Annotated in this window: 9 protein-coding genes and 1 tRNA gene; 6 read left to right on the top strand and 4 right to left on the bottom strand. The window is 67.2% G+C overall.

From position 1 onward, the window contains the following. Window positions 1–109: 109 nt before the first annotated feature. Window positions 110–574 (bottom strand): rhodanese-like domain-containing protein, encoded by a 465-nt coding sequence (locus tag LXE91_RS17385; protein ID WP_039364814.1) that lies wholly within the window; start codon window positions 572–574, stop codon window positions 110–112. A gap of 405 nt (window positions 575–979) precedes the next feature. On the opposite strand from LXE91_RS17385, the gene glnA reads away from it, so the two are divergent. The 4 genes from glnA (at window position 980) to LXE91_RS17365 (ending at window position 7,467) form a co-directional block, all read left to right on the top strand. Further along, a complete protein-coding gene (gene glnA / locus LXE91_RS17380) occupies window positions 980–2,395 on the top strand; it encodes a type I glutamate--ammonia ligase (RefSeq protein WP_039364811.1) in 1,416 nt (471 codons plus the stop codon). A 161-nt stretch (window positions 2,396–2,556) separates the two neighbouring features. Beyond that, window positions 2,557–3,699, top strand: a complete 1,143-nt coding sequence (gene glnL, locus LXE91_RS17375; RefSeq protein ID WP_278068101.1) for a nitrogen regulation protein NR(II) — start codon at window positions 2,557–2,559, stop codon at window positions 3,697–3,699. Between the two features lie 46 nt (window positions 3,700–3,745). Next, window positions 3,746–5,263 carry a nitrogen regulation protein NR(I) gene (ntrC, locus tag LXE91_RS17370; RefSeq protein WP_039364807.1) on the top strand — a complete coding sequence of 506 codons (1,518 nt, stop codon included), beginning with the start codon at window positions 3,746–3,748 and terminating at the stop codon, window positions 5,261–5,263. Between the two features lie 89 nt (window positions 5,264–5,352). Further along, window positions 5,353–7,467: a prolyl oligopeptidase family serine peptidase gene (locus LXE91_RS17365; protein ID WP_046197049.1), complete on the top strand. Its 2,115-nt coding sequence runs from the start codon at window positions 5,353–5,355 to the stop codon at window positions 7,465–7,467. A 23-nt stretch (window positions 7,468–7,490) separates the two neighbouring features. Here the strand turns inward: LXE91_RS17365 and xth are convergent, their stop codons facing one another. After that, complete coding sequence (gene xth, locus LXE91_RS17360; RefSeq protein WP_039364803.1) at window positions 7,491–8,267, bottom strand: exodeoxyribonuclease III; 777 nt, start codon at window positions 8,265–8,267, stop codon at window positions 7,491–7,493. 183 nt (window positions 8,268–8,450) lie between these two features. On the opposite strand from xth, the gene LXE91_RS17355 reads away from it, so the two are divergent. Then, window positions 8,451–8,527, top strand: a tRNA-Met gene (locus tag LXE91_RS17355). A gap of 97 nt (window positions 8,528–8,624) precedes the next feature. Here LXE91_RS17355 and LXE91_RS17350 read toward each other — a convergent pair. After that, window positions 8,625–9,317, bottom strand: coding sequence for an aspartate/glutamate racemase family protein (locus LXE91_RS17350; protein WP_039364800.1), 693 nt, complete (start codon window positions 9,315–9,317; stop codon window positions 8,625–8,627). A gap of 137 nt (window positions 9,318–9,454) precedes the next feature. On the opposite strand from LXE91_RS17350, the gene dinB reads away from it, so the two are divergent. Beyond that, entirely contained in the window at window positions 9,455–10,618 is a 1,164-nt protein-coding gene (gene dinB / locus LXE91_RS17345) for a DNA polymerase IV (RefSeq protein ID WP_039364798.1), read from the top strand. A 65-nt stretch (window positions 10,619–10,683) separates the two neighbouring features. Here the strand turns inward: dinB and LXE91_RS17340 are convergent, their stop codons facing one another. Next, window positions 10,684–12,771 carry a M3 family metallopeptidase gene (locus LXE91_RS17340; RefSeq protein ID WP_039364795.1) on the bottom strand — a complete coding sequence of 696 codons (2,088 nt, stop codon included), beginning with the start codon at window positions 12,769–12,771 and terminating at the stop codon, window positions 10,684–10,686. Window positions 12,772–12,780: the final 9 nt, after the last annotated feature.

The following is a 12,780-nucleotide window of genomic DNA, read 5'->3' as shown; positions in this document are numbered from 1 at the left end:
TCCTCGATCAGTCACGCAAAAACCACGGGCCGCGCAACGCGGCCCGTCATCGGCATGTCATCGCCCGGCTCGACGATGGGGTTTCGTCACCGGCGGGAGCGGCGTGCCGTCAGGCGCCGATCCACGGCAGTTTCCGGAAGCACCAGCCTTCGACCGTCTTGCGGTGGCCTTCGGCGTCCTTCGCGCCCTCGAAGCCTTCGAGCAGGTCGAAGGCCTTCGTGAAGCCGGCCTGCGTGGAGGCGATCGCGGCGAGCTTCGAGCGCGCGGCGCTGCGGCACAGGAACAGGATAGGCGTATCGGCCGGGAGGGCCGCCTTCAGTTCGTTGACGAATTCGGCGTTCGGCACGCCGCCCGGGTAGCGCGTCCATTCGAGGTGCAGGTACTGGCCGTCGCCGACGAGCGGGCGCCCGATCCAGTCGAGTTCGGCGCGGGTGCGCACGTCGACGAGGCGCGCCGACGGATCGAGCTGCAGCAGTTCGAAGGCCTCGGCCGGCAGCAGTGCCCCGGCGTAGTTGAGCGAGGCTTGTGCGCGGCGTTCGTCGGCCTTCGCGTAAAGCTGGTCGAGCGTACTCATGGCAGGGAGTCTCCTATCGGTCAAACGAGCATTCTAGCGCGGCGTCGCGGCACGGATATCCGCCTGGGGTACGGTATGCGCACCCCACACGCGCTCACCAAAAGAGTGCAGAATGGTGCGCACGCACCAAGATGATTCGACGAGCAGGGCGCGCCGCGATGGTTGCACCATGTCGGTGCTTTGGGTTGGCGGGCGGGGCGCAGCGGAGCCCCGGAATTGCGCAGCACAGCCCCGTCGCGACGAGCGCCGGCGCGATTCGCGCCAATCTCGCGCATAGGTGGCACGGAAGCTGCTTTATAGAATTCGGTCGAATCGGGGCGCGCTGCGCCAAAGCAAGACCCCGGTCAGCTCGATAAACGAGGCGGTTCCCAGTCCGCCGGAATTGTTCAATCAGGAGAAGAGGTTATGAGTAAAACCGTCGCCGACGTCATGCAGCTCGTGAAGGACGAGGACGTCAAGTTTGTCGATTTCCGCTTCACGGATACGCGCGGCAAGGAACAGCACGTGTCGGTGCCGGTTTCGGCGTTTGACGAAGACAAGTTCGAAAGCGGCCATGCATTCGACGGCTCGTCGATCGCCGGCTGGAAGGGCATCGAGGCGTCGGACATGCTGCTCATGCCGGACCCGACCGCTGCCTTCATCGACCCGTTCTATGAAGAGTCGACCCTGGTGCTGACCTGCGACGTGGTCGAGCCGGCCGACGGCAAGGGCTACGAGCGCGACCCGCGTTCGCTCGCGAAGCGCGCGGAAGCGTACCTGAAGAGCACGGGCATCGGCGACACGGCCTACTTCGGTCCGGAACCGGAATTCTTCATTTTCGACTCGGTCCAGTGGAACACGGACATGTCGGGCTGCTTCGTGAAGATCAACTCGGAAGAAGCACCGTGGTCGGCCGGCAAGGAATTCGAAGGCGGCAACACGGGCCACCGTCCGGGCACGAAGGGCGGCTACTTCCCGGTCGCACCGGTCGACACGTTCCAGGACATGCGCTCGGAAATGTGCCTGCTGCTCGAACAGCTCGGCATCCCGGTCGAAGTGCACCACCACGAAGTGGCGGGCCAGGGCCAGAACGAAATCGGCACGAAGTTCTCGACGCTGGTTCAGCGCGCCGACTGGACGCAATGGTCGAAGTACATCATCCACAACGTCGCGCACTCGTACGGCAAGACGGCAACCTTCATGCCGAAGCCGGTCGTCGGCGACAACGGTTCGGGCATGCACGTTCACCAGTCGATCTGGAAGGACGGTCAGAACCTGTTCGCGGGTAACGGCTACGCCGGCCTGTCGGAACTGGCGCTGTTCTACATCGGCGGCATCATCAAGCACGCCCGTGCGCTGAACGCGATCACGAACCCGACGACGAACTCGTACAAGCGTCTGGTCCCGCACTTCGAAGCACCGGTCAAGCTCGCCTACTCGGCACGCAACCGTTCGGCATCGATCCGCATTCCGCACGTGTCGAACCCGAAGGGCCGCCGTATCGAAACGCGCTTCCCGGATCCGATGGCGAACCCGTACCTGCTGTTCTCGGCACTGATGATGGCAGGCCTCGACGGGATCCAGAACAAGATCCATCCGGGCGAAGCCGCGGACAAGAACCTGTACGACCTGCCGCCGGAAGAGGATGCAAAGATCCCGACCGTCTGCGCGGGTCTCGACCAGGCAATCGAAGCGCTCGACAAGGATCGCGAGTTCCTGACCCGTGGCGGCGTGTTCACGGACGGCATGCTCGACGCGTACCTCGCGCTGAAGGAGCAGGAGCTGGCGAAGTTCCGCATGACGACGCACCCGATCGAGTTCGAGATGTACTACTCGCTCTAATCGGCGATGGCGCTTCGATTCAGCGCCGTCATGCCGGTTCGTTCCCGTCGCGCGGCCTGCGGCGGGAACGGCGGAGTCTGAAAGGGGCGGCGTCCAGCCGTCCCTTTTTTGTTCCGGTGATTTTTCCTTTTCTGGCCCGTTGAGGCGCGACAAGCACGCAGATGGTTCTGAAGAATCTGATCAAGGCGAAAACGGGGCAGCCCGAGCGACTGACGGACGACGAGCGGCTCGCACGCTCGGGCCTGCTGGCGGGGCTGGAAGCGCTGCCGACGGTCGTGATCGTGCTCGATCGCAAGACGCTGCGGATCGCGTTCGCGAACCCGTCCGCGGAGGCGATGCTCGACATTTCGCGCCGGCAGCTCGCGCAGCGGCCGTGGGGCGAGATCTTTCCGAATGCGAACGAGCTGGCATCGACGATCACCGCGATCGGCGAGGAACGCTTTCACGCGACGCACCTCGACACCGTGCTCGACCGGCCCGGCCGCGAACCGCTGCATGTGCATGCGATCGTCGGCTTCCTCGAGACCGCGCCCGATTTCGTGCTCGTGGAGCTGTTCGAGAACGAGCGGCAGTCGCGCACCGATCGCGAGGAGCGCATCCACGGCCTGACCGCGGTCAACAAGCAACTGATCCGCAACCTCGCGCACGAGATCAAGAACCCGCTCGGCGGCATTCGCGGCGCAGCCCAGCTGCTCGAATTCGAGCTCGGCGAGCGCGAGCGCGGCGAGTTGCGCGAATACACGCAGGTGATCATCAAGGAGTCCGACCGCCTGCAGACGCTCGTCGACCGGTTGCTGGAGCCGCACCGGCACCCGCACATCGTCGGCGACGTGAACATTCATGAAGTATGCGAACGCGTGCGCGCGGTGATGCTCGCGGAATTCCCGCGCGGGCTCACGATCGAGCGCGACTACGACGTGAGCGTGCCGGACCTGCGCGGCGACAAGGAGCAACTGATCCAGGCGCTGCTCAACATCGTGCGCAACGCCGCGCAGGCGCTGCGCGAACGCATCGCGCAGGGCGACGCGAAGATCGAGCTGCGCACGCGCATTGCGCGCAAGGTGACGATCGCGAAGCGCCTGTACCGGCTGGCACTGGACTTGCACGTGATCGACAACGGGCCCGGCATTCCGGAGGAAATCCGCGACCGGATCTTCTACCCGCTCGTGTCCGGGCGCGACGACGGCAGCGGCCTCGGCCTCACGCTCGCGCAGACGTTCGTGCAGCAGCACGACGGGATGATCGAGGTCGAAAGCCGGCCCGGACGTACCGAATTTCAGATCCTGCTGCCGCTCGACCATTGAGCGGCAGCATGGCGATTCACCAGATTCACCAATATCTGACCGACCTATGAAGCCGATCTGGATAGTAGACGACGACCAATCGATCCGCTGGGTGCTCGAAAAGGCGCTCGCCCGGGACAGCTTCGCGACGAAGAGTTTCGCGAACGTGCGTGACGCGCTGGCCGCGCTCGACCACGAGACCCCGCAGGTGCTCGTATCCGACATCCGGATGCCGGGCGGCTCGGGCCTCGAGTTGCTGCAGGCGATGCACGAGCGCCTGCCGGGCCTGCCCGTCATCATCATGACGGCGTTCTCCGATCTCGACAGCGCCGTCGCGGCGTTCCAGGGCGGCGCATTCGAATATCTCGCGAAGCCGTTCGACGTCGACAAGGCGGTCGAGCTGATCCGCCGCGCGGTGGAGGAAAGCCTGCGCGGCGGCGCGCCGCAGGACGAGCGCGTGGCCGAGGCGCCCGAGATGCTCGGCCAGGCGCCCGCGATGCAGGACATGTTCCGCGCGATCGGCCGCCTGTCGCACTCGGCCGCGACCGTGCTGATCACCGGCGAATCGGGCACCGGCAAGGAGCTCGTCGCGCGTGCGCTGCACCGTCACAGCCCGCGTGCGAACGGGCCGTTCATCGCGCTGAACACCGCGGCGATTCCGAAGGACCTGCTCGAATCCGAGCTGTTCGGCCACGAGCGCGGCGCGTTCACCGGCGCGCAGACGACGCGGCAGGGCCGCTTCGAGCAGGCCGAGAACGGCACGCTGTTCCTCGACGAAATCGGCGACATGCCGTTCGACCTGCAGACACGCCTGTTGCGCGTGCTGTCGGACGGGCAGTTCTATCGGGTCGGCGGCCACAACCCGCTGCGCGCGAACGTGCGCGTGATCGCCGCGACGCACCAGAATCTCGAATCGCGCGTGAGGCAGGGGCTGTTCCGCGAGGACCTTTACCACCGGCTCAACGTGATCCGGCTGCGCCTTCCGCCGCTGCGCGAGCGCAGCGAGGACATCGCGCTGCTCACGCGCCACTTCCTGCAGAAGAGCGCGCGCGATCTCGGCGTCGAGCCGAAGCGCGTGTCCGACGAAGCGCTGGCTTACCTCACGTCGCTGGCGTTTCCCGGCAATGTGCGCCAGCTCGAGAACCTCGCGAACTGGCTGACCGTGATGGCGCCCGCGCAGACGGTCGAGATCAAGGACCTGCCGCCCGACCTCGTGCCGGCCGGTGCGCCGGTGGGCGCGACGGGAGACGGCACGGATGCGCACGGCAGCGGTGGCGAGGCTGCGCTCGCGCAACCGGCGCTCGGTGCGCTGCCGGCGGTGTCCGCGCCCGTCGCAGCCGCGCCGAACGGCGGCGCACCGGCGGGCTATCCGGTCTGGGAGCATGGCTTGCGTACCGAAGTCGCACGGCTGTTGCGCGAGAACTCGGCCGACGTGATGGACGAACTCGCACGCCGCTTCGAGGCGGCCGTGATTCGCGAGGCGCTCGACTTCACGCGCGGCCGCAAGGTCGAGGCCGCGGAGCGGCTCGGCATCGGCCGCAACACGATCACGCGCAAGATCCAGGAACTCCATCTGGAGCCCTGAGCACGATTCGCGGCATGCGCGGGCATCGCGCACGCCGCGATCGGACATAATCGCGGTTTGCATGCCGTTTGCCATTCCGCCCATTCTCAATGTCTGATTCCTTCCGTTGGCCCGCCGGGGCCGACCCGTTCCGTTTCCTCGAAGCGCTCGACAGCAAGCGCGCCCGCACGTGGGTCGACGAGCAGAATGCGCGCACGCGCGCCGCGCTGCGTGACGACGACGCGTATCGCGCGCTGACGGCGCGCCTCGCCAAAGCGTACCTGCCGCGCGAGCGCCCGGTGATTCCGACCCGCTGGCGCGACTGGGCCTACGACCTGTGGCAGGACGATCTTCATCCGAAGGGGCTGTGGCGCCGCACGCGCTGGGACGACTGGCGCGCGGGAAAGCCGGCGTGGGAAACGCTGCTCGACGTCGACGCGCTCGGTGCGCAGGAGGGCGAGTCGTGGGTGTTCGAGCAGGACGCGATCCTGTACCCGGACGGCGATCGCGCGCTGCTGTCGCTGTCGCCGGGCGGCGCCGATGCGGTCGTCGTGCGCGAATTCGATCTCGTCGAGCGCCGTTTCGTCGACGGCGGCTTCACGATCGACGAGCCGGGGCATCACACGGTCGGCTGGATCGATCGCGATACCGTCTACGTGAGCTGGGATCGCGGCGAAGCGCATGCGACCGCGGCCGGCTATCCGTATGAAGCGCGGCGCTGGGTGCGTGGCACCGCGCTTGCCGATGCGCCCGTCGTCTTCCGCGGCGAACCCGACGACATCAGTGCGGGTGCGGGTTTCGATCCGATCGACAACCGTCACGTCGCGTGGCGCAGCGTCGATTTCTTCGACGCACATGCGTACCGCTTGACGGAGGCGGGCGAGTGGGCGCGCTACGACGTGCCGACCCACGTCGAGGTCGGGTTCTGGGAAGGCTGGCTCATGCTGGAGCCGCGCCTCGACTGGGATTGCGACGGCGTGCGCCATGCGGGCGGTTCGCTGCTCGCGATCCGCGAGCAGGCGTTCCTGGCCGGGGCGCGCGAATTCACGACGCTGTTCGCGCCGCAACCGTCGACGTCCGCGTGCACGTGGACGCACACGCGCACGACGCTGATCGCGAGCTGGCTCGACGACGTGCACAACCGCACGATGCTGTGGCAGCCGAGCCAGGCCGACGACGGCACATGGACGTGGGACGCGCGGCCGTTCGAATGGCCTGGGCCGGGCGATGCGCAGATCGACGTCGAGCCCGTCGAGTCGACGCTGAACGACGAGATTTACGTGGACGTCGACACCTGTCTCGATCCGCCCGAATGCTGGCTGGCCGACCTTGCGGATCGCGCGGACGATGCGCCGTCGCGCCGCGTGCTGCTCGACCGGCCGCCGGTGCAGTTCGACGCGGCCGGGCTCGTCGTGCGCCGCGCGAGCGCGCGCTCGCAAGACGGCACGACGGTGCCGTACACGCTGATCGGGCCGCGCGATGCACTCGACGTGGCCGACGGCGCCACGCGTGTCGCGCGGCCGTGCCTGCTGTCGGGCTATGGCGGTTTTGCGATCCCGAACCTGCCGGGCTACAGCGATGCGTTCGGTATCGGGTGGCTCGAGCGCGGCGGCGTGATGGCGTTCGCGCACATCCGCGGCGGCGGCGAGTTCGGGCCGCGCTGGCACGTCGATGCGCAGCGCGAACACCGCCAGCGTTCCTTCGACGATTTCATCGCGGTGGCCGAGGATCTGGCCGCCACCGGCGTGACGACTGCCGCGCAGCTCGGCATCGAGGGCGGCAGCAACGGCGGATTGCTGGTCGCCGCGTGCATGGTGCAGCGGCCGGAGCTGTTCGGTGCGGTGCTCTGCCGCGTGCCGCTGCTCGACATGCGGCGTTATCCGAAGCTGCACGCGGGCGCCGCATGGCTCGACGAATACGGCGACCCGGACGATCCGCACGAAGGTGCGGCGCTGGCCGCGTACTCGCCGTATCACCGCGTGCGCGAAGGCGTCGCGTATCCCCCGCTACTGCTGACGACGTCGACGCGTGACGACCGCGTGCATCCGGCGCACGCACGCAAGATGGCCGCGCGCATGCAGGCGCTCGGTCACGAACGGGTCTGGTATTGGGAGAACACCGACGGCGGCCACGGCAGCGCCGACGATCTGGAACGCGCGGAGGCCGATGCGGCCGAATTCGGGTTCCTGTGGGCCCATCTGGGGCCGGCGCCCGCGCGACGCTGAACGCGCGCGGGCTGTCCGGGAGATCAGCCGACGACCGCGACGACGGGCGTGTGGTCGGACGGCTGTTCCCACGTGCGCGGCGTGCGATCGACTTCGCACGACGTGCAGGTTTCGGCCAGCGCCGGCGACAGCAGCACGTGGTCGATGCGCAGCCCCGCGTTGCGGCGGAACGCCATCATCCGGTAGTCCCACCACGTGAAGGTCTTCTCCGGCTGTTCGAAGCGGCGGAACGCATCGACGAAGCCGAGCTCGATCAGTTGCGCGAAGTGAGCGCGCTCCTGCGGCGACACGAGGTTCTGGCCTTCCCATTTTGCAGGGTCGTGCACGTCGCGGTCTTCCGGCGCGATATTGTAGTCGCCGAGCAGCGCGAGCTTCGGGTAGCGCTGCAGCTCGGTGCGCAGCCATGCCTGCAGCGCGTCGAGCCATTGCATCTTGTAGACGAACTTGTCGGAGTCGGGCGCCTGTCCGTTCGGGAAATACGCGGACACGATGCGTATGCCGTCGACCGTCGCGGCGATCACGCGCTGCTGTGGATCGTCGAAACCGGGGATGTTGCGCACGATGTCCGATTCGTCGACGGCGAGCGTGTCGCGCACGAGGATCGCGACGCCGTTGTAGGCCTTCTGGCCGGTGAACCAGCTGCGGTAGCCGACTGCCTCGAGATCGGCGCGCGGGAATTTCTCGTCCGGCAGCTTCAGTTCCTGCAGGCACAGCACGTCGGTTCCGCTTTGCGCGAGCCAGTCGAGCACATGCTGCTTGCGGACGTTGAGCGAGTTGACGTTCCAGGTGGCGATTTTCATGAACGGGAGTGTGCGTGCGGGGTGAATGCGAAGGCCGCCATCTTACCGCGAGCACGGGGCGCGAACGCGCGCTTCGTGCGGGGCAGGGGAGGCGCCGCGCGCAGCCGTTTCGATGAATCGGGAAGAAATTGTGACAAAAGTATTGACGTGAGTACTCCCTCACCCTATAATTTATTTCTCTGACGCGGGGTGGAGCAGTCTGGCAGCTCGTCGGGCTCATAACCCGAAGGTCGTAGGTTCAAATCCTACCCCCGCAACCAAGCACACCAGACGATGTGCAGCGCAAGTGACCGATGCGCGCTTCGTCGACAGGAACCCGGCCTCGTGCCGGGTTTTTTGTTTTCTGCGCGGCAGCGATCAGCGCGCCGCCCACTCGACCGCCGCCTTCGCATGCAGCGCGGTCGTGTCGAATACCGGCAGCGGCGAATCGTCCGCGCCGATCAGCAGCGTGATTTCCGTGCAGCCGAGGATCACGGCCTGCGCCCCGCGCCGGGCCAGTTCCTCGATGATCGCGACGTACGTCGCGCGCGATTCCGGCGAGATGATGCCGTGACACAGCTCGTCGTAGATGATCCGGTGCACGTCGTCACGCCCGCTTTCGTCCGGCACGAGCACCTCCATCCCGAACTTGCCGCGCAGCCGCTCCGCGTAGAACGGCAGCTCCATCGTGTAGCGCGTGCCGAGCAGCGCGACGCGCTCGACATCCGCATCGCGCAGCGCGGTGCCGGTCGGATCGGCGATGTGCAGGAACGGCAGCGTCACCGCGGCTTCGATCGCATCGCACACGCGATGCATCGTATTGGTGGTCAGCACGACGAGATCGGCGCCGGCCGCCTCGAGCTGTCGCGCGGCGCCGGCCATCCGTTCGCCGAGCGCGGCCCAGTCGTGCGTGCGCTGCAGCGCTTCGATCTCCGCGAAATCGACCGTGACCAGCACGCTCTTCGCGTTGTGATGCCCGCCGTGCAGCGCCTTCGAATGGCGATTGATCATCCGGTAATACTCGGCCGACGATTCCCAGCTCATCCCGCCGATCAGTCCGATCGTCTTCATCCGTCACCTTGGCGTTTCGTGTCTTGTGGCAGACGAGTATAGGCGCGGCTGTCCGTGCCCGGCCGGTACGATCCGCGCAAAGCGGGCCGGTACGGCGCCGCCGGGCGCGGCCGCACGCGACAGTTGAAACCGGCACTGTGTTTTTGTACAGTATCGGCACCGTGAACCCGACCATCATTCCGTCTGCCGATCCGCCCGCGCCGCCGCCGGGCGACGCGCTGCCGCGCATGCGCAAGATCATTCACTGCGACTGCGACTGCTTCTACGCGTCGGTCGAGATGCGCGACGACCCGTCGCTGCGCAACCGGCCGCTTGCGGTCGGCGGCCGGCCCGACCAGCGCGGCGTGATCGCGACCTGCAACTACGAGGCGCGGCGCTACGGCGTGCATTCGGCGATGTCGTCGGCGCTGGCGATGCGCAAGTGCCCGGACCTGCTGATCCTGCCATCCGCGATGGACAAGTACCGCGCGGCGTCGCGGCAGATCATGGCGATCTATCGCGACTACACGCCCGACGTCGAGCCGCTGTCGCTCGACGAGGCGTACCTCGACGTCAGCGGGTCGGAGCGGTGCCAGGGGAGTGCCACGCTGATAGCCCGGGAGATCCGCCAGCGCGTGTTCGACACGGTCGGTGTGACGGTGTCGGCCGGCGTCGCGCCGAACAAGTTCATCGCGAAGATCGCGTCCGACTGGAACAAGCCCGACGGGCTGTTCGTCGTGCGGCCGCACGAGATCGACGCGTTCGTCGCGGCGCTGCCGGTGCGCAAGCTGCACGGTGTCGGCAAGGTGACGGCCACGCGGCTCGACCGGCTCGGCATCCAGACCTGCGCGCAGTTGCGCGACTGGCCGCTGATCGACCTGCACCGCGAATTCGGCGCGTTCGGGCGGCGGTTGTACGAACTGTCGCGCGGGATCGACGAGCGGCGCGTGCAGGCCGACCAGGAACGCAAGTCGGTCAGCGTCGAGACGACCTACGTGACCGACCTGACGACACTCGAGCAGTGCGCGGAGGAAATCCGCCGCCTCGTCGTGCAACTCGACGCGCGGATCGAACGGGCGGGCGCCGCGCGCTCGATCCGCAAGCTGTACGTGAAGATCCGCTTCGCCGATTTCCAGCGCACGACGGTCGAGTGCGTGGCCGATGCAACGAATGCGGATACGGCCGTCGCGCTGCTCGCGAAAGGGCTGCAACGGCGTGCGCAGGCGGTGCGGCTGCTCGGCGTCGGCGTGCGCATCGACGAAGATACCGCCGAGCGCCACGGGCAGTTCTCGCTGTTCGACGACGAATCGCCCGCCTCATGAAAAAAGGCACCGCAGAAGCGGTGCCTGTCGATGCAGCCTGAACAGCCGGAAGTGCCGGGCGGCGCTCAGTGCGCGGGCGCAGCCATCCCGTTGTGGCGCAGCAGGGCGTCGATCTGCGGCTCGCGGCCGCGGAACGCCTTGAACGAATCCATCGCCGGGCGGCTGCCGCCGACCTCGAGGATTTCGCGGCGATAGCGCGTGCCGGTCGCCGCATCGAGCACGCTGCCGCTTGCGGCGGCCGCTTCCTCGAACGCCGCGTACGCATCGGCCGACAGCACCTCGGCCCACTTGTAGCTGTAGTAGCCGGCCGCGTAGCCGCCCGCGAAGATGTGGCTGAACGTGTTCGGCCAGCGTGAGAACGCGGCTTGCGGGATCACGTGATAGCGCTCGTTGATCTCGCGCGCGAACGCGGTCACGCCGGTCGCGCCCGCCGGATCGAAGTCGACGTGCAGCAGCATGTCGAACATCGAGAACACGATCTGGCGCAGCGTGCCGAGCCCGCTCTGGAAGTTCTTCGCCGCGATCATCTTGTCGAACAGCTCGCGCGGCAGCGCGGCGCCCGTGTCGACGTGCGACGACATCGACGACAGCACGTCCCACTCCCAGCAGAAGTTTTCCATGAACTGCGACGGCAGCTCGACGGCATCCCATTCGACGCCGTTGATGCCCGACACGCCGAGTTCGTCGACGCGCGTGAGCATATGGTGCAGCCCGTGGCCGAATTCATGGAACAGCGTGATGACTTCGTCGTGCGTGAAGCACGCGGGCTTGCCGCCGACCGGCGCCGAGAAGTTGCAGGTGAGATACGCGACCGGCGTCTGCACGCTGCTGCCGCGCTTCGCGCGCGAACGCGCGTCGTCCATCCATGCGCCGCCGCGCTTGCCTTCGCGCGCATACAGGTCGAGATAGAACTGCGCGACGAGCGAGCCGTCGCGGTTCTCGACGCGGAAGAAACGCACGTCCTTGTGCCACACCGGCGCGTCGTCCGGCTTGATCTGCACGCCGAACAGCGTCTCGGTGACGGTGAACAGGCCCTTCAGCGCGGCCGGTTCCGGGAAGTACTGCTTGACCTCGTTTTCCGAGAACGCGTAGCGCTGCTGGCGCAGTTTTTCGGCCGCGAATGCGACGTCCCACGGCGCGAGTTCGGCGAGGCCGAGTTCCTTCGCGGCGAACGTGCGCAGCTCGTCCCAGTCCTTGTCGGCGTGCGGGCGCGCACGCGTGGCGAGATCCTCGAGGAACGCGATCACCTGCTGCGGCGATTCGGCCATCTTCGGCGCGAGCGACACTTCGGCGAAGTTGCGGAAGCCGAGCATCAACGCCTCTTCGCGGCGCAGCTTCAGCGCATCGGCGACGATCGCCGTGTTGTCCCATTCGGCCTTGCCGTCGCCGTACTGCGGCCCGAGTTCCGACGCGCGCGTCGCATAGGCGCGGTAGAGCGTCTCGCGCAGTGCGCGGTTGTCGGCGTATTGCAGCACCGGGAAGTAAGACGGGAAGTGCAGCGTGAATTTCCAGCCTTCCTTGCCATCCTTTTGCGCGGCTTCGCGCGCAGCCTCGATCGCGTCGCCGGGCAGGCCGGCCAGGTCGGCCTCGTCCTGCACGAAATACGCGTACGCGTTGGTCGCGTCGAGCACGTGGTCGGAGAATGCCTTCGACAGGGCCGCCTGCTGCTCCTGTAGTTCCGCGAAGCGCGGCTTCTGGTCCTCGGGCAGCTCGGCGCCCGACAGGCGGAAATCGCGCAGCGCGTTGTCGAGGATCTTCTTGCGTTCCGTGGACAGCGTCGCGTATTCGGCGCTTGCGGCGATCGCCTTGTACTTCTCGTACAGCGCGAGGTTCTGGCCGACGCTCGACCAGAATTCCGTCACGCGCGGCAGGTTCTCGCCATAGGCGGCCCGCAGTTCGGGCGTATCGGCAACCGCGTTCAGGTGGCCGACGATGCCCCATGCGCGACCGAGCGGCTCCGTCGCGTGCTCGACCGTCTCGACGACTGCTGCCCAGGTTGCCGGCGTCGCGGCCGCGCTTGCCGTCTCGACCGCGCGGTTGGCGTCATCGAGCAGCGTGTCGAGCGCGGGCGTCACGTGTTCCGGGCGGATCTCGCCGAAGCGGGGCAGGCCGGAGAAATCGAGGAGCGGGTTGGTGTTGGCGCTGGCGGACATTAAGACTCC

Origin of the sequence: Burkholderia contaminans (assembly GCF_029633825.1) — a bacterium.
Classification (GTDB): domain Bacteria; phylum Pseudomonadota; class Gammaproteobacteria; order Burkholderiales; family Burkholderiaceae; genus Burkholderia; species Burkholderia contaminans.
This window is presented reverse-complemented; position numbering and strand designations above follow the sequence as displayed.